This is a genomic window from Winogradskyella sediminis (assembly GCF_003387355.1).
In the GTDB taxonomy this organism is placed as follows: domain Bacteria; phylum Bacteroidota; class Bacteroidia; order Flavobacteriales; family Flavobacteriaceae; genus Winogradskyella; species Winogradskyella sediminis.
In genome coordinates this window covers 1,037,118-1,053,995 of the sequence record NZ_QUNH01000001.1, presented here as the reverse complement: position 1 = coordinate 1,053,995, position 16,878 = coordinate 1,037,118, and the positions used below count along the sequence as shown (strand labels likewise).

Here is a 16,878-nt window from a genome sequence, read left to right as displayed (position 1 = left end):
TAAATTGACTTTGCATCTGCAATAGATTCAAAAGCGTAACTCTCTACCTAGCAAACAACTAAGCTGTCTTTAAAAGAATTTGCAAGGTAGTTCCTTTTCCTATTTCTGAGGTCAGCACTTTTATCTTGCCATTGTGATAGTCTTCCACAATTCGGCGTGCTAAAGATAACCCAAGTCCCCAACCACGTTTTTTGGTGGTGTAGCCAGGCTCAAATATTTTATGAAATGAAGATTTGTGAATGCCTTTTCCGGTATCAGATATGTTAATGTAAACTCTACTTTCTAGCTGCCTTAATTCAATTTTCAAATCCCCTTTACCTTTCATGGCATCAATGGCATTTTTTACTAAATTTTCAATCGTCCAACTAAAAAGTTGTTCATTCAATTGCACTGTAATTTCCCTTTCAGGAACTACAAGTTCAAAATTAATAAGTTTAGAAGATCTCGATTTTAAATAATCATAAGACGATTTAGTAACCTCAACAATATCCATTTTTTTAAGTGTAGGAGCCGATCCTATTTTACTAAAACGCTCTGTTATGGTCTGAAGTCTATCAATATCTTTTTCAATTTCTACAATGTAATCACGGTTTACATTTTCGGTTTTTAAAATTTCGGTCCAACCTACAAGCGACGATAACGGAGTCCCAATTTGGTGCGCTGTTTCCTTTGCCATACCTGTCCATAGTTTATTTTGCTCTGCAATTTTAGAACTTCTATAAAAGAAATACACTACGGCAGCAAAAAGGATAATAATGAGCAATAAGGCTAAAGGATAATATTTTAATCGGTTTAATAATGGAGAATTACCGTAGTAAATAAATTGTTTAGACGAAGTCCCCATATTCACTTCAATCGGAGTGTTTTCACTCTTAAATTTAGCAACAAGATTTTTAATAACATTAGAATCTGTTAAAAGCGATTCATCAACATTTCTAGAAGTACTAAGTTCCCCATCCTTGTCTATAACGATAACTGGTGTACTAATTATGGTCTCTGTGATAACATGACTTGTTACTTCATTAACCTCATCATTAGATTTTATAGTTCCAATATCTGTTAAGGCCACAGACCAAGTTTTCATTTTAGAACGTTCTTCTTGTTTAAAATCTTGAAAGAATGTGTAAGTATTCCAAAGAATAAGAGAAATAATTATAAAGGAGGTTGCTATAATAATCCAGCGGATTACATTTCGGTTAAAACTGAAGGTCATTAGTTAGGTTTAATTCATTTTTAAATATAATGTAAAATTGTTAATATTATTGTTCTTAGATATCCACTAAATACTTTTGTTGCCAAATCATTATAATTATATTTGTTGAAAATCAGCAAAATACATGGCATCATTTAACCCTCAAGATCTTAAAACTAGCGTTTTACATGGCTATTTATTAAGTGCCGTTTCGCCAAGACCAATTGCACTAGCAAGTACTATTGATGGAAAAGGCAATTCTAATTTATCACCATTTAGTTTTTTTAATGTGTTTAGCGCTAATCCTCCGATTTTAATTTTTTCACCTGCAAGGCGTGTTAGAGATAACACCACAAAACATACCTTACACAATGTTGAAGCGACCAAAGAAGTGGTTATTAATGTAGTTAATTACGATCTGGTACACCAAGCCTCTTTATCGAGTACAGAATACCCAGAAGGCACAAATGAATTTGAAAAAGCCGGATTATCCATGCTGCCTTCAGATAAAATAAAACCGTTTAGAGTAGCAGAATCCCCTATACAATTTGAATGTAAAGTCAACGAAATTATTGCTTTGGGCACCGAAGGAGGAGCCGGAAATTTAGTGATTTGTGAAGTTGTGAAACTTCATATTTCAGAAGAGGTTTTAAATGACAATCAAACCATAAATCAAGAAGCTTTAGATTTGGTTGCCAGAGCTGGTGGCAGTTACTATAGTAGAGCTAAAACCGGATTTTTTGAAATTCCGAAACCTTTATCATCTTTGGGAATTGGTGTAGATAATATGCCAGATCATGTAAAAAATAGCATGATTTTAACAGGTAATAATATTGGAATGTTGGCCAATGTAGAAATTTTACCAAATGCTAGCGATGTTAATAAGTTTATTGATGACATTAGTGAGCGCTATCCCGATATAAAAACAGCATCTCACAGAGAAAAACACAAATTAGCCCAAAATTATTTGAGCTATGGAGACGTAGAAAGTGCTTGGAAGTTATTACTTTCGTAGCCTGAATAAAATTAAGTAATAAAATTTATAGATTAAGCAAAATGGAAGTACAAGGACGTATTAAAATGGTAGGTGAGACTCAAACTTTTGGAAGTAACGGGTTTAGAAAAAGAGAAGTTGTAGTGACTACAGAAGAGCAGTACCCACAACACATTATGGTGGAATTTGTCCAAGACAAATGTGATTTATTAAATAGCTACCAAGTAGGTCAGCAAGTTAAAATTAATATCAACTTAAGAGGTAGAGAATGGGTTAACCCACAAGGTGAAACTAAATACTTTAACTCTATACAAGGATGGAGAATTGAAGGTGTACAAGCGCAGTCTGCAAGCGGTAATATGCCTCCAGTACCACCAACGGAAGCTTTTGAGCCAGTTAATGATGTAAACGAAGGAGATAACGACGATTTACCTTTCTAATTAAGGCAAATAACACATATTTAAAAGGCTTGTTTTTATATAAAAACAAGTCTTTTTCTGTATATGGCCTTAACAAAAAAGTCCTGATGGTTAATCAGGACATAATTTGGTTTTAGGTTAGACCTTTACAATTAAGCAATGATGAACAAAAAAATATAATATAAAGGTCTACTCAAATATCTGTAAAAATGTTTTAGCATCAAAGTTAAAGTCTTAATTTTAAATCCTTAATTGCCATTTTTATTGTAACTGATGCATTTTTTAACTGATAAAATAGAATTTCCTGATGTGTCTGAAGCCTCTGCAGAAGGGCTACTTGCTATTGGAGGCGATTTGACACCCGATCGTTTACTTTATGCTTATTCTAAAGGTATTTTTCCTTGGTTTCAGGATGAAGAACCGATACTTTGGTGGTCACCAGACCCGCGATTTGTTTTGTTTCCAGAGGATTTAAAAGTCTCTAAAAGTATGAGACAAGTGTTGCGAAAGGGCAATTTTAAAGTCACAATAAACAAAGCCTTTAAAGATGTAATAGCATCTTGTGCTGCCATAAAACGGAATGACCAAGACGGCACATGGATTACTGAAAACATGATAAATGCTTATTACAAATTACACCAACTCGGCTTTGCTAAATCTGTAGAAGTGTGGGAAAATGATGAACTCGTTGGTGGCTTATATGGTATTGAAATTAATAATTCCGTTTTCTGTGGTGAAAGTATGTTTACCAAAGTAAGTAATGCCAGTAAAGTTGGCTTTATAACCTTTGTACAAAATACAAATTACACATTAATAGATTGCCAATTACACACCAATCACCTCGAAAGTTTAGGCGCCAAAAACATCTCTAGGTCAGCATTCCTCAACTATTTTAAACCTGACGATATCTAAAGCACGTAACTTCATGGTCGTTTACCATACCTGTGGCTTGCATATACGCATACACAACAGTTGAACCTACAAATTTAAAACCTCGCTTTTTTAAATCTTTGCTTATAGTATCACTTAAAGGTGTATTTGCAGGAGCTTCTTTATAATATACAACCTCGTTTTTTATCGGTTTTCCATCTACAAAATCCCATATATACTTAGAAAACGATCCATAGTCGTCCTGAATTTTCATAAAAGCCTGTGCATTTGTAATCGTTGCTTTTACCTTCAACTTATTTCTTATAATCCCTGTGTCTCGTAAAAGGTCTTCAACTTTAGAAGTATCGTATTCTGCTATTTTTTTATAATCGAAATTATCAAAAGCTTTTCTAAAATTTTCTCGCTTTTTTAAAACGGTAATCCAGCTTAATCCGGCTTGAAATGTTTCTAAAATTAAGAATTCAAACAAGGTGGCATCGTCATATACCGGAACACCCCATTCATCATCATGGTAGTCTTCATATAACAAATCACCAACACACCAACCACATCTGTTTTTACTCATCTTGTAAGGAATTTTATTTCGTGCTACTAATGTAACAACAGTTGCACAAAAAACAGCAATAGATTATTATTTTTGTTCATATGAATACAGACACACTTCCTTTAGAAAACATCATTTTAGCTAGTCTAAAAAACAGTATGACTTACGCAGAATACAGAACCTTAGTTAGTACTTTGGCAGCAACCAATTCTACAACCGGTGAGAACCAAACTGAGGCTTTAGTTGCCTACACACAATTAAATGATAGACGGATGAAACGTTGGGATAAAACCGCTAAAGTTTCTGACGCTATGAAGGCTAAGATTGAAAGTTTTGATAAAAAAATCACTTGGTTAGTTATTTCAGAAAGTTGGTGTGGAGATGCCGCTCATATTATGCCTATTATTAACAAAGTCGCAGAGCTTAATGATGCTATAGATTATAAAATTGTACTGAGAGATAAAAATGACATACTCATGGATCAATTTTTAACTAATGGAGGAAAATCAATTCCAAAGTTAATCATGCTACATTCTGAGACTAATACTGTTTTAGACACCTTTGGACCACGACCAACAGTGGCAACAAAAATGGTGCAAGATTACAAAGCTGAACATGGTATGTTAACACCAGAATTTAAAGAAGATTTACAACGCTGGTATAATAAAGATAAAGGCCAATCTACCATTGAAGATTTGGTTAACTTATTAAAATAAGTCATGAATTTCGGTGGCTTAGCATAGTCGAGGCCACTCTTTTATTTCCCTTTAAACAAAAACGTAATTGTGCCTAATTGCTCACGCTTTTCTGAGGTATTAAATTGAACAGTTTCTGCATACGAAATAGCATGATTAATTAAGCACTGATTATTGGAGTTAGACGCACCATTAATATAAGCATCGATAACATCACCTGTGTTATTCACTCTAATACTTACCACTATTTTGCCACCATTTTCACATAAATAACGTGGCGTTTTATAATAAGTTATGGTTCTTCCCTTTAGAGAATACGTTAAGGTACTTTTAGTTTTGGCATGCTCATCTGCCTGCTTTTTATTCTCGAGACGCTGTTTTAACTCTTCTTGTAATTTTTTATAAGATTGCGTTTCATCTGAATTTAAAGCGTACGCATTACTACCTGTATAGGTTTTGGTAATACTTGCTTCCTCTTGTACCTCACTAGCTTTAGCTTCTGCCATCGCTTCTGTGGTACGTTCAAAATCATTAGCATCAACCGTTTTAAAATTGCGCATCATTTCTTTATACTCTTGGTCTTCGTTAAATGCTTTGTTGGTAGATTTTCCGTTGATATCTTCTATGTCCTGAAGGTCTTCTTTTGTGATTTCAGGTTCTGGTTCAATGAGATAATAGCTTTCTGAGACTAATTTTTCTTGAAGTGTAAGTTGAAAACTGAACATAGCAAACACTACAATTCCTGCAATAAGAAATGTAATTATGGCGGCTTTATGTCGATCAACAAAATTCAGTATACAATAGATTTAGACTACTAATAAATACGAATATAATGAAGAAATAGTTTAACTACCTATCTTAAACCGGTGTTAAATCACTCTTTAGAAGGAAGATTAGCGATAAAAACTTCAGGTGTTAAGGCGTCTTCAACTTTAAAATCACCAATCCGTGTACGACGTAACGAAGATAAATGGGCACCAGAATTTAAGGCTTTACCAAAATCATTAGCTAAAGACCTAATGTATGTTCCTTTGCTACAAACCACTCTAAAATGTAATTCTAAATTCTTAATCTCCGTGATTTCAAATGTAGTTATTTCTACTTGTCTCGATTTAATTTCAACCTCCTCACCTGCTCGAGCAAATTCATATAAACGTTTTCCATCCTTTTTTATAGCCGAAAACACAGGAGGAAACTGGTCTATTAAACCTATAAATTGCTGGGTGGTTTTATGAATTAAGTCTTCTGTAATATGATCTGTAGGAAAGCTTTCGTTTACCTCGGTTTCTAAATCATAGGATGGAGTTGTTCCTCCTAAAACAAACGTTCCTGTATACTCTTTTTCTTGACCTTGAAATGTGTTTATTTGTTTGGTCATTTTCCCAGTGCAAATTACCAATAATCCTGTTGCTAATGGGTCTAAAGTTCCTGCATGGCCGACTTTAATTTTTTTTATCCCAAAAGCCTGACGTATAGACCAACGCAATTTATTTACAGCCTGAAACGAGGTCCAGGTCAATGGTTTGTCTATTAATAAGACTTCACCTGCTTTATAATCTTCTTCTGTTTTCATCTATACTAAAGACCAAATTATAGCAACAATACCAACAATTGCACAATAGATTGCAAAATAAGATAGTTTACTCTTTTTTACGATAGCAATCATCCAAGTACAAGCAAATAAACCTGCAACAAACGCTGCTATAAATCCAACACTTAGTGCTGTAAAATTAGAACTATCGTAAGTTAATTCTCCGCCTAAAAGATCTTTAGCAATTTTACCAAAAATTAAAGGCACCACCATTAAAAATGAAAAACGTGCTGCTTTAGTTTTGTCGTTACCTAATAATACGGACGTGGAAATTGTTGCTCCAGAACGCGAAATACCTGGCAACATGGCAACAGCCTGTGAAACACCTATAATAAAGGCGTTAGAGAAAGAAACCTTTTTCTGCGTATCCTTTGCTTTATCTGCTAAAAATAATAAAACAGCAGTTATAATCAACATACAACCGACGAGCAGTATATTACCATTAAAAAGTTGTTCTAATTCTTCTTCAAAAAATACACCTACAATAACAGCAGGTAACATTGATAAGGCAATTTTAGACACAAATTGAAGGTCTTCGTTCCATTCAAATTTTAAAACTCCTTTTAGTAGTAATAAAATGTCTTTTCTAAAAATAACAATTGTGCTTAATGCTGTTGCAAAATGAAGTACAACTGTAAATAACAAGCTTTCTTTTGGTACAGAATTATCACCCAGAATTGCCTTACCCAACTCTAAATGACCACTTGAAGATACAGGTAAAAACTCAGTAAGTCCTTGAATAATTCCTAAAATAATTGCATCTATAATTTCCATGTGACAAAAGTATCAATTAACTTTATATACCTGTCAAAAATACGCAAAATGAATATTATTTTTTAAACCTTAAAAGTCGAGTCTCTTATTATTAAATTACTTCTAATTTCGACGGTTTTGTTAATAAGAGAAACATTAGGTTGATTTATTTCTTCTATTAAATATTTTACGGCCGTAGCTCCAATTTTTTGACCAGGTTGATCTATAGTGGTTAGCATAGGTTCTATAATTGTAGCATTTAAAGAATTACTAAATCCAACAACAGCTATCTCTTCGGGGATTTTAATATTAAATTTTTTTAACGTTTTAATGACACCAATAGCAGCTGTATCGGTTATAGCAAAAATAGCATCTGGCCGTTTTTTTAAACTTAAAAGTACATTCGCCATACGTTTGCCCTGAATTAAAGAAATATCATCTACACTAATTATCAGTTTGTCATCTATAGGTAAATTATGCTCTTTTAATGCTTTTAAATATCCCTCAAAGCGTTTTTCTGAATTATACGAATATTCAGTCTCCTTTATAATCGCTATACGTTTTTTACCAATATTAACTAAGTGTTCTACCGCATTATATGCCGACTCAGTTTCATTAATTACCACCTGTGTACATGGTATTTTATCAGAGGCTTTGTCAAACAAAATCAATGGTAGTGTATTTAGAACTTTTAATATAGAACTTACATCTCTTGTCATTTTAGAAATAGACATAAGCACTCCATCTACACCAAACTGAATCATGGTTTTAAGCATTTCAGTTTGCTTATCGATATCATTATTAGATTCCGAAACAATGACTCTATAGCCTTTTAAAGAAGCCTCTTCTAAAACTCCTCTTATTAATGTGGTTGTAAAATAATGCGTAATACTAGGTACAATGACACCTATGATATTCGATTTATGACTTCGAAAACCTTTTGCGAAAATATTAGGAATGTAATTTAGGTTATGAGCTAAATCATTCACTCTTTTTTTTGTGACATCGCTTATATCTGGATGATCATTCAATGCTCTGGAAACCGTAGAAATAGATAAATCTAATTTTTCAGCGAGCGCTTTTAATGTTGGTGTACGTTTTTTCAATCCTTTTTATTTTTCGCAAACGTTACCGCAAACGTTTGCTTAGTAATTTCTTAACATTTATGCTGCAAATTTAGTAATTTGATAATAAATTTACTTCATAAACAATAAATATATAATATCAATGAAAACATCTCTACTAACACTTGCACTTGTTCTAAGTGTATTTACCGCTTTTTCGCAAACCGAAATTAGCGGAACTGTAAAGGACACATCAGGGAATCCTATTATGGGTGTCAACGTCATTATTAAGGGAAGTACGTCTGGTACGGTCTCTGATTTTGATGGCAACTTTAATTTCACCACAGATCTCTCAGGTGAACAGACATTACAAGTTTCATATATTGGATTTGAAACTTTTGAACAACAAATTAACTGTGACGAAAGCACGCTTACAATCGATGTTATTCTAACCGAAGGAGGCAGCGCCTTAGATGAAGTTTTACTTACAGCAACATCTACGACACGGTCTCAAAAAGAAACTCCTATGTCTATTACTTCAATAGGCGCCAAAAAATTATCTACCGTTAATACAAGTAGTCAGGCTGATGTTTTAAGAAGTATTCCTGGAATTACTGCTGAAGGTGGTGGTGGAGAAGCTGCATCCAACATCTTTGTTAGAGGATTACCGTCTGGTGGGCAATACCAATTTAACCCATTACAAATAGACGGCATGCCTGTTCTAAGCACATTTGGTTTAAACTCATCGGCACATGATGTCTATTTCCGAAATGACATTGGTATGAAAAACTTAGAATTTGTCCGTGGTGGCTCTTCTATCCTATACGGTGTAGGTTCTGTGGCAGGTATAATTAACTACACAAGTGCTACAGGTTCTGCCATTCAAAAAAGTACAATTAGAACAGAAGTGGCATCTAACTCTAGATATAAAGCAGATTTTGCAACCAGTGGTCCATTAGGTGGTGAAAATTCAAATACCTACTATGCCCTTTCTGGTTTTTACAGATATGATGAAGGCCCTGTAAAAACAGGATTACCAACAGAAGGTTTCCAATTACGAGGAAATATTAAGCATGTCACAGATAAAGGATCGATTACTTTTTCTGGACAATGGATTGATGATACAGTTCAATTCTTTCTACCTTACCCATTAGAAGGTGGCTCTAGAAACAGACCTACGGGTAACGACGGTGAAGAAATTTTTACACTTCAAACGGCTGCAGCAGCAGATATTTCTTATGCCACACCAGATGGTATTTACAATTCACCAATTGAAGATGGTATTGCAACCAAAGGTGGTTACTTTTTAACCAATTTTAAACACAACTTTTCCGATGATTTAAGATTAGACGCTAAGTTTAGATACTCTAAGTACAAACATGAATTCAACCTATTTTTAGATGGAAGTGGTGTTAGCGGAGCAAAAGTTGTAGAAACCCAGGCAGAATATTTAGCTGCCAGAGGCTTAACTTCTGGTGACTTCACCTATTTAAACGGGCAACCTTTAGACTCTGATGCTTTGCTTTATGAAAATAGAATACTTGATCGTAGTCGACCATTACAAGAATTAATGGCCGATATAAAATTTACAAAAACAGCAGGAAATCATAATATTACCTTCGGAACATTTATGTCTAGATCTGAAGCTGGTGACTTTAATCTTATCACAAATTATTTAGGAGAATATAATGACAGACCAGAACTTGTTAATGTCTCTGGATATTCCATAAACGGTGTTACTAACAGAGGGACCTCGTATACTAACAGAAATATCTCTAGTAATAAAATAGCATTTTTCGTTGCTGATGAATTAAAGCTAGACCGATGGAATTTCGATTTTGGAGTACGTTATGAAAGAGCATCTGGTGATATTGAAGTCGAAGGAACAGAATCTTATACCGTAGATAATACTGGTATTACCAATTTAGATAATGTAATGTGGGGAAATGGTAGCTTTACAAGAGGACATGTTTCTGCAGATGATTTTGCATTTGTTGTAGCTGGATTATACAAAGTTAATGACGACTTAAGTGCTTACGGAAACTTTTCTAGTGGCTACTTCTTTCCAGAGTTACGAGCAACACAATTCAACGCACTAGGAGAACCATCTTCTTACGACACCGAAAAAATTCTACAAGGAGAACTCGGAATTAAGTACTCTAAAAATAAGTTTTCTGGTACTGCTGCCCTTTACACAGTGGGTCTTAAAGATAGAAGATCTATTAGCTTTGTCAATGCCTCTAACGGAGGTGTTACCGAAGAAGTAGACACACAAGATACTAGTACTTTCGGATTTGAAGGCACATGGAACTGGGCCTTTGTAGAACATTTTAACTTCGGAGGTTCTATCACTTACCAAGATCATGAAATCACTAAATCTGAAGCAGATTCAGATCTAGAAGGTAACGAGTTAAGAAGACAACCTAATTTAATTACAACCCTAGCCTTAGATTATTCAAATTCAAAATTTGATGCTGGTTTAGTCTACAATTATACAGGAGAAAAATTTTCTAACGATGCTAATACCATTGAATTAGATGCCATAGGTTTAGCTAATCTTAATTTTGGCTACACTTTTAATTTAAGTGAAGACAATGAAACCTTACGTTTAGGTGCTCAAGTTTTTAACCTGTTTAATTCAGACGGTATTACTGAAGGTTCTCCGCGATTAGGAAACAACCAAACTGAAGAAGAATTTTTTGTAGGTAGACCTGTTCTCCCAACTCGAGTTTTCTTCAACGCCACATTTAATTTTTAAATTGATTGATTAATAGCTTGATCGCATTGGCATTCTCATAACGAATGCCGATGCTTTCTTTAAATTTTCACCTTTCTACCAAAATGACAACAAAAGACAACTTAATAGAGAACGCCAAAACAGTGCTTAACTCTAATTTCGACGAAGACAAAGGATTTACAATTCCATGCGAAGGTTTATATCCATTTCAATGGAACTGGGACTCTGGTTTTATTGCTATAGGGTTTGCTCATTATGACACTGACAAAGCCAAAAGAGAAATAGAAGCCTTACTTAGTGCGCAATGGGAAAACGGGTTTATTCCGCACATCATTTTTCATAACGACAGTGATACGTATTTTCCTGGACCTGATTTTCACCTATCAAAACTGCATCCATTAGCTTCAAAAAGTCATAGAACTACAGGAATGACACAACCTCCTGTTTTAGGATTTGTACTAAAAGAACTTTATGAAATTGTAGAAGACAAAACCGATATTCTCAATTTTATTAAGGCAAAAATTGATAAAGTTTATCACAATCACGAACACTTCTATACACACAGAGACCCTAACCAAGAAGGTTTAGCCTTTATCTACCACAATTGGGAATCTGGCACAGATAATTCTCCGATATGGGATGATATCTGGGACACTATGAATCCTCCTAATTATAAGTTTGAACGTAGAGATACAACGCATGTAGATGCTTCTCAACGCCCTACAAATAGAGAATACGATTATTATTTACATCTCATAGAAATTGCAAAAGAACACCATTACGACGATGCTAAAATTGCAGAGTTATCACCATTTTTGGTACAAGATCCACTTTTTAATGCTATGCTCATAAAATCTAATGCGGCATTAATAGCACTTTATGAAATTATTGGAGATGCCGATGATAAAATTAGTCAATTAAAGCAATGGCAAACGAAAGCGATAGCCAGATTTAATGAGAAGTTATTTAACGAAAAACTAGGAGCGTACGTTCATTACGACCTTCGCAATGAAAAACAAATAGAACATGTATCCTCATCATCGTTTTCTCCTTTATTTGCTGATATTCCAGATGAAGCACGTGCCAATACTTTAGTTGAAACCATGACGACTAAATTTGGCTCAGAAAACAGATATCTCTGTGCCTCTTTCGATCCTGATAGCGATCGGTTTAACCCTAAAAAATACTGGAGAGGTCCTGTGTGGATTAACCTCAACTGGTTACTATATAAAGGCTTAAAATCTTACGGTTTTTACGACCTTTCTAATCGCGTTAAAGATGACTCTATTACCTTAATTGAAAAATATGGTTTTTATGAATACTTCGACTCTAGAAAAGAGGTTACTGAAAATGCAGGATATGGCGGAAACAACTTTTCGTGGAGTGCTGCTTTATTAATTGATTTTCTTAAATCTTAAAAATGAAAATTGGACGTTTTTACACGGCTATTTCTAAACATTAATGCGTATTTTAAAAGGCACATAAACCCATCGGTTAGAATACAAAAACATAAATTGACATGAATTGGTTAGACTATACAATTATTGCATTTTATCTTATTGCCTTTATAGCTATGGGCTATTTTTTTAAGGAAAACAACAACTCAAAAGATTATTTTCTGGGAGGAAAAAGTTTAGGGTGGTTTCCGTTGAGTCTCTCTACAATGGCTACCCAACTTTCGGCTATAAGTTTTATTTCTGCTCCAGCATTTGTAGGCCTCAAAGCCAATGGAGGATTAAAATGGTTAACATTTGAATTTGGAGTTCCTCTTGCCATGATTGGAATTATGTTTTTTGTAATACCTCCATTATATAAATCTGGTATTGTAAGTATTTATGAATATTTAGAGCGTCGCTTTTCAAAATCGACAAGAAAACTAATTAGTCTTGTTTTTCAAATAAGTCGAGCTTTAGGTACTGGTGTAATGGTATTTACCATGGCACTCATTATACAATCTGTAGTTGGTATTAGTTTTCATTGGACCTTACTCATAATTAGTGTCGTAACCCTTATATACTCTTATCAGGGTGGTATGAAAGCTGTGGTTTGGGGAGATGCCATTCAAATGCTCATCTTATTTTCAGGTTTAATTATCTGTTTAATTATAGGGTACTCATTAATTAAGGAAACAGGGTCTTTTGAAGGCTTTAATCCAGACCGTTTACAAGTTATAGATTTCTCCAATTTTGGTTTTTTTGAAGGAGAAGAATATGGTTTTTGGCCGATGCTTTTAGGTGGTCTATTTTTATATTTATCATATTATGGCACCGACCAAACTCAGGCTCAACGCCTATTATCTGCTAAAAATGAAGGTACCATTAGAAAATTATTATTGGCCAATGGTTTATTACGGTTTCCGGTAGTCCTCGTCTACTGCGTTATGGGATTAATTATTGGTTATCTCGTAAGTCATGTACCAGAGTTTTATGAAAGTATTAGAGAAACTACACGTTTGCATTTTCCTGCTGAATATGCCAAATCTGGTATTAAACCAGATTTAATGATTCCTGTTTTTATTACCAAATACCTACCAAATGGTCTAATAGGGATTTTAATGGTAGGGATTATGTCTGCCGCGATGTCTTCATTAAGTTCTACCATTAATTCATTAAGTGCTGTCACTATTGAAGATTTTTTCAACACTAAAGACAGAAATCTAAGCGAGAAAAATTACATGCTTCTCTCTAAAGGATTAGTTGTATTTTGGGGTGTGGTTTGTATTTTAACAGCTTATCTGTTTGGTAATAGCGAAAGCACAGTTATTGAACTCATTAATGCCATTTCATCATTATTCTACGGCCCTATTCTTGCGGCATTTGTGATAGCTATATTTCTAAAAAAAGTGAATCATATTGGTATGAACACTGCGATAATCACCGCTGTTGTTGTAAATCTTGTTTTTAAATATTTACCTGAATTAGTTTACTTATTTAATGAAGGTCATTTTTATTCTGGAAATAATTCTATACATATGGCTTTAGCCGAAATTGGTATTCACAATATTCCCGATTTATTTTGGATATGGTATAACTTAACTGGTTTTGTCATCGCAGTTATCTTAGCTGTCATAGTGAGTAAATTAACTCCCAAAATAGCTGCTAAGCCTATGGAAATAGTATACACGTTTAACCCTAAAGAACTCTTGCAGAAAGAAAGTATTATTCTCATAGCATTTTTTATCTTCATTTTAATCATTAGTTACTTTTTGCCTCAAATCTTAAGTTAGCCTAAATATGAAAATTATATTAGCACCCGATAAATACAAAGGCTCTCTCACTGGGCTAGAATTTTGCAACATTATCGCACCTATTTTGCAAACTTCTTTAAATGCTGAAGTTGTTAAAATGCCTTTAGCCGATGGTGGAGATGGCACTATCGAGGTCATCAATTATTACCTAAAAGGAGCTGTTTTAGAAGCAGAGGTTAATAATCCATTAGACCAACCCATAATAGCAACTTACCTTTATGCCGAAGCCTCTAAAATTGCATTTATTGAAATGGCTGAAGCTTCAGGTATGAAACTCTTGAATCCTAAGGATCAAAATTGTATGCTTACCAGCACTTTTGGTACCGGACAACTCATCCTCAATGCCATAGATAAAGGAGCGCAACACATTATATTAGGTATTGGCGGCAGCGCTACAAATGACTGTGGTATCGGTATGGCACAAGCCTTAGGGTATCGTTTTTTAGATGCGCAAAATAAGCCTGTAATTCCTATAGGGAAAGAACTTTACAACATTGATACCATAGACGTATCTAACGTAGACAAACGCTTAAAATCAATAAGTTTTCAAGTGGCTTGCGACGTCACTAATCCGCTTTACGGTTTCAACGGTGCAGCTTATGTGTATGCCAAACAAAAAGGTGCATCACCTCAAGATATTAAACATTTAGATATGGGTTTAAGACAATTTTCTAAAGTTCTTGATGCACAATTTAAACTCAATACTCAAAATATTTTGGGTGCTGGTGCTGCAGGCGGACTAGGTGCTGGTGCGGTCGCTTTTTTAAATGCCACCCTTTTGCCCGGAATAGAAGTCATTAAAGGCATTGCGTCATTTGATCATAGCATAGAAAATGCTGACTGGATTATTACTGGAGAAGGAAAATTAGATCATCAAACGCTTTCTGGTAAAACACTAAGTGGTGTACTAACTTCAGCCAAAAAAAGGGATACAAAAGTGGCCGCTTTTTGTGGAAGTATTGAATTACAACCTAAAGAATTACAACAAATGGGTATTGCTTATAGCGATTCCATTATGAATAAATCCAAAAATTTGGAAGACGCTTTGGCTCATACCAACACGTATTTACAAGAAATCACTAAATCTTTTGTGACGTTTTTAAATAACTAAAATTATTTCTTGTTGGGATTTAAAAGAATTGCATAAACCTGAATACCAAAACCTATTAAGACTAGTGTAGGTGCTAAACGAATACGTCTCCAACTGTAGATAGATTCGTCAAAAACATTAGGGTCGTCACTACCACCTCCAGACATTAAGATAAATCCAACAACAATGAATGCTAAACCTATAAACAAGAATTTATAGTTTTTCTTTCCGAAGATAAATTCGGATTTTGAGTCTTCTTTTCGTTTTTGTTCTCCCATTAGTCCTTAAATTCTGAATAGATTATTTGGTCTTCAACAGCTAGCTGAGCTATATGTTTTGATGGCCCATAAATCATTTTTGGTAAATGCAAAGTAACGGTTTTATTTAAAACTTTTGCGTTAAGAGTATCTAAATTTAAACCAGACTCTATACCTCTGTTGATATAAAAGGACTTTCCATCGTCTCCTTTAAACTGAATATCAAAAGTTGGCCCTTCTCTAAGTTCTATAATCTTAGAGCTTATTATTTTACATTCTGATGATTTGGGATTATGAATCACAAAAGATTTGTAGAAAAATAAAGGTGTTACCACTATTATGAGTATAACAAACTTTTTGATAGATATTTTCATAACTGAAGGTTTAAAATAAAAAGTCAAACGCTCTAAAGCAAGTACACTGAAACGTACATACGTTAATAATAGAGCTGATCCGTCTTCAAGTTTAAGAAACGTTGTGTGGCGATGAACGTACTAATCCAGGTAATTACAATCCCTAATAGAAAAATACCAACAAATAAACCTGCAATTAAAACGGTGTTTCTCAGTAATTCTAATTCCGGAAACGTAATATCTAAATAGTATAAAACAATTGCCATGCCTCCTAATGCAACCAGCGCACCTATAATACCAAGTTGCACACTTTTCCAAACAAATGGCCTGCGAATAAAGGTTTTGGTAGCACCAACCATTTGCATGGTTTTTATAATAAAACGCTTAGAATACACGGCTAATCGTATAGAACTATTAATTAATAAAACAGCAATTAACGTAAACAACCCACTAATAATTAGTACCCAAAACGTGATTTTTTTAACGTTGTCATTCATGAGTTCTACTAAATCATTATCGTATCTTATTTCTTCAATAAATGCTTTAGTAGAAAGCGCATCTGTAATTTCAGTTAGTTGTTCTGTGGTTACGAAATCAGCTTTTAAGTGTACGTCAATCGAATTTTTTAAAGGATTATAGCCCACAAAGTCCATAAAATCTTCACCAGTTTCGGCTTTCATAAATTCGGCAGCTTCCTCCTTTGAGACATAGAGTGCTTCTTTAGTGTAATCTGCCATCGCAAGACTCTTTTTTAACTGATTGACTTCGACCTCTTTTGCCGTATCATTCAAGTAAATGGTCATGACCACTTGTTCTTTAAAGTGATCAGCAACCTTTTTAGAATTAATGACTAAAAGTCCCAAACAACCTAAAAGAAATAAAACCAAAGCGATACTTATTACTACAGAAATGTAAGAAGATATCAATTTGCGTTTTTGATATTTGTCAAAAGATGATGCCATAAATGAATGTGGATTTATGCTGTAAAAATAATAAAGAATTTGCTTATGTTAACTATTACAACGGCGAACTTTTAATAGTGTTGTAAATG

At 34.1% G+C, this 16,878-nt stretch carries 17 protein-coding genes; 8 read left to right on the top strand and 9 right to left on the bottom strand.

Going from position 1 to position 16,878, the window contains the following annotated elements; genetic code table 11:
• Positions 1-58: 58 nt before the first annotated feature.
• On the bottom strand, positions 59-1,213 hold the full coding sequence (locus tag C8N41_RS04510) for a sensor histidine kinase (RefSeq protein ID WP_092445359.1): 1,155 nt from the start codon (positions 1,211-1,213) through the stop codon (positions 59-61).
• Between the two features lie 124 nt (positions 1,214-1,337).
• Here C8N41_RS04510 and C8N41_RS04505 point away from each other — a divergent pair, with 124 nt between their 5' ends.
• From C8N41_RS04505 to aat, 3 genes are all read left to right on the top strand, one after another.
• Positions 1,338-2,207 (top strand): flavin reductase family protein, encoded by an 870-nt coding sequence (locus C8N41_RS04505; protein ID WP_115838357.1) that lies wholly within the window; start codon positions 1,338-1,340, stop codon positions 2,205-2,207.
• Between the two features lie 41 nt (positions 2,208-2,248).
• Positions 2,249-2,626, top strand: a complete 378-nt coding sequence (locus tag C8N41_RS04500; RefSeq protein ID WP_092445363.1) for a DUF3127 domain-containing protein — start codon at positions 2,249-2,251, stop codon at positions 2,624-2,626.
• A gap of 252 nt (positions 2,627-2,878) precedes the next feature.
• Complete coding sequence (gene aat / locus C8N41_RS04495; RefSeq protein WP_115838356.1) at positions 2,879-3,517, top strand: leucyl/phenylalanyl-tRNA--protein transferase; 639 nt, start codon at positions 2,879-2,881, stop codon at positions 3,515-3,517.
• On the opposite strand, the gene C8N41_RS04490 is transcribed toward aat, so the two are convergent.
• Complete coding sequence (locus tag C8N41_RS04490; RefSeq protein ID WP_115838355.1) at positions 3,498-4,061, bottom strand: DNA-3-methyladenine glycosylase I; 564 nt, start codon at positions 4,059-4,061, stop codon at positions 3,498-3,500. The two genes, aat and C8N41_RS04490, sit on opposite strands and share 20 nt — an antisense overlap.
• A gap of 80 nt (positions 4,062-4,141) precedes the next feature.
• On the opposite strand from C8N41_RS04490, the gene C8N41_RS04485 reads away from it, so the two are divergent.
• Entirely contained in the window at positions 4,142-4,756 is a 615-nt protein-coding gene (locus C8N41_RS04485; protein ID WP_115838354.1) for a thioredoxin family protein, read from the top strand.
• Between the two features lie 41 nt (positions 4,757-4,797).
• Here the strand turns inward: C8N41_RS04485 and C8N41_RS04480 are convergent, their stop codons facing one another.
• The 4 genes from C8N41_RS04480 to C8N41_RS04465 all read right to left on the bottom strand — a co-directional run bounded on the left by C8N41_RS04480 (position 4,798) and on the right by C8N41_RS04465 (position 8,185).
• Entirely contained in the window at positions 4,798-5,460 is a 663-nt protein-coding gene (locus C8N41_RS04480) for a hypothetical protein (RefSeq protein ID WP_115838353.1), read from the bottom strand.
• A gap of 149 nt (positions 5,461-5,609) precedes the next feature.
• Positions 5,610-6,308, bottom strand: a complete 699-nt coding sequence (gene truB / locus C8N41_RS04475; protein ID WP_115838352.1) for a tRNA pseudouridine(55) synthase TruB — start codon at positions 6,306-6,308, stop codon at positions 5,610-5,612.
• On the bottom strand, positions 6,309-7,100 hold the full coding sequence (locus C8N41_RS04470) for an undecaprenyl-diphosphate phosphatase (protein WP_092445375.1): 792 nt from the start codon (positions 7,098-7,100) through the stop codon (positions 6,309-6,311).
• A gap of 62 nt (positions 7,101-7,162) precedes the next feature.
• The gene (locus C8N41_RS04465; RefSeq protein ID WP_092445377.1) at positions 7,163-8,185 is read right to left on the bottom strand and encodes a LacI family DNA-binding transcriptional regulator; all 1,023 of its coding nucleotides are present in this window, start codon (positions 8,183-8,185) and stop codon (positions 7,163-7,165) included.
• Between the two features lie 121 nt (positions 8,186-8,306).
• Between C8N41_RS04465 and C8N41_RS04460 the strand changes: the two genes are divergently transcribed.
• From C8N41_RS04460 to C8N41_RS04445, 4 genes are all read left to right on the top strand, one after another.
• On the top strand, positions 8,307-10,901 hold the full coding sequence (locus tag C8N41_RS04460; protein ID WP_115838351.1) for a TonB-dependent receptor: 2,595 nt from the start codon (positions 8,307-8,309) through the stop codon (positions 10,899-10,901).
• 83 nt (positions 10,902-10,984) lie between these two features.
• On the top strand, positions 10,985-12,298 hold the full coding sequence (locus C8N41_RS04455; protein WP_115838350.1) for an MGH1-like glycoside hydrolase domain-containing protein: 1,314 nt from the start codon (positions 10,985-10,987) through the stop codon (positions 12,296-12,298).
• 101 nt (positions 12,299-12,399) lie between these two features.
• On the top strand, positions 12,400-14,106 hold the full coding sequence (locus C8N41_RS04450; RefSeq protein ID WP_115838349.1) for a sodium:solute symporter family transporter: 1,707 nt from the start codon (positions 12,400-12,402) through the stop codon (positions 14,104-14,106).
• 7 nt (positions 14,107-14,113) lie between these two features.
• Complete coding sequence (locus tag C8N41_RS04445) at positions 14,114-15,238, top strand: glycerate kinase (protein ID WP_115838348.1); 1,125 nt, start codon at positions 14,114-14,116, stop codon at positions 15,236-15,238.
• 2 nt (positions 15,239-15,240) lie between these two features.
• On the opposite strand, the gene C8N41_RS04440 is transcribed toward C8N41_RS04445, so the two are convergent.
• The 3 genes from C8N41_RS04440 to C8N41_RS04430 all read right to left on the bottom strand — a co-directional run bounded on the left by C8N41_RS04440 (position 15,241) and on the right by C8N41_RS04430 (position 16,789).
• Complete coding sequence (locus C8N41_RS04440; RefSeq protein WP_092445387.1) at positions 15,241-15,495, bottom strand: DUF3098 domain-containing protein; 255 nt, start codon at positions 15,493-15,495, stop codon at positions 15,241-15,243.
• On the bottom strand, positions 15,495-15,848 hold the full coding sequence (locus C8N41_RS04435; protein ID WP_115838347.1) for a hypothetical protein: 354 nt from the start codon (positions 15,846-15,848) through the stop codon (positions 15,495-15,497). Before C8N41_RS04435 ends, C8N41_RS04440 begins: the two co-directional genes overlap by 1 nt.
• A gap of 62 nt (positions 15,849-15,910) precedes the next feature.
• Complete coding sequence (locus C8N41_RS04430; protein WP_115838346.1) at positions 15,911-16,789, bottom strand: cell division protein FtsX; 879 nt, start codon at positions 16,787-16,789, stop codon at positions 15,911-15,913.
• Between the last annotated feature and the right edge of the window lie 89 nt (positions 16,790-16,878).

Coding starts and splice junctions, on each gene's coding strand:
- C8N41_RS04510 (WP_092445359.1), bottom strand. CDS start 1,213: ATGACCTTCAGTTTTAACCGAAATGTAATCCGCTGGATTATTATAGCA.
- C8N41_RS04505 (WP_115838357.1), top strand. CDS start 1,338: ATGGCATCATTTAACCCTCAAGATCTTAAAACTAGCGTTTTACATGGC.
- C8N41_RS04500 (WP_092445363.1), top strand. CDS start 2,249: ATGGAAGTACAAGGACGTATTAAAATGGTAGGTGAGACTCAAACTTTT.
- aat (WP_115838356.1), top strand. CDS start 2,879: ATGCATTTTTTAACTGATAAAATAGAATTTCCTGATGTGTCTGAAGCC.
- C8N41_RS04490 (WP_115838355.1), bottom strand. CDS start 4,061: ATGAGTAAAAACAGATGTGGTTGGTGTGTTGGTGATTTGTTATATGAA.
- C8N41_RS04485 (WP_115838354.1), top strand. CDS start 4,142: ATGAATACAGACACACTTCCTTTAGAAAACATCATTTTAGCTAGTCTA.
- C8N41_RS04480 (WP_115838353.1), bottom strand. CDS start 5,460: ATGTTCAGTTTTCAACTTACACTTCAAGAAAAATTAGTCTCAGAAAGC.
- truB (WP_115838352.1), bottom strand. CDS start 6,308: ATGAAAACAGAAGAAGATTATAAAGCAGGTGAAGTCTTATTAATAGAC.
- C8N41_RS04470 (WP_092445375.1), bottom strand. CDS start 7,100: ATGGAAATTATAGATGCAATTATTTTAGGAATTATTCAAGGACTTACT.
- C8N41_RS04460 (WP_115838351.1), top strand. CDS start 8,307: ATGAAAACATCTCTACTAACACTTGCACTTGTTCTAAGTGTATTTACC.
- C8N41_RS04455 (WP_115838350.1), top strand. CDS start 10,985: ATGACAACAAAAGACAACTTAATAGAGAACGCCAAAACAGTGCTTAAC.
- C8N41_RS04450 (WP_115838349.1), top strand. CDS start 12,400: ATGAATTGGTTAGACTATACAATTATTGCATTTTATCTTATTGCCTTT.
- C8N41_RS04445 (WP_115838348.1), top strand. CDS start 14,114: ATGAAAATTATATTAGCACCCGATAAATACAAAGGCTCTCTCACTGGG.
- C8N41_RS04440 (WP_092445387.1), bottom strand. CDS start 15,495: ATGGGAGAACAAAAACGAAAAGAAGACTCAAAATCCGAATTTATCTTC.
- C8N41_RS04435 (WP_115838347.1), bottom strand. CDS start 15,848: ATGAAAATATCTATCAAAAAGTTTGTTATACTCATAATAGTGGTAACA.
- C8N41_RS04430 (WP_115838346.1), bottom strand. CDS start 16,789: ATGGCATCATCTTTTGACAAATATCAAAAACGCAAATTGATATCTTCT.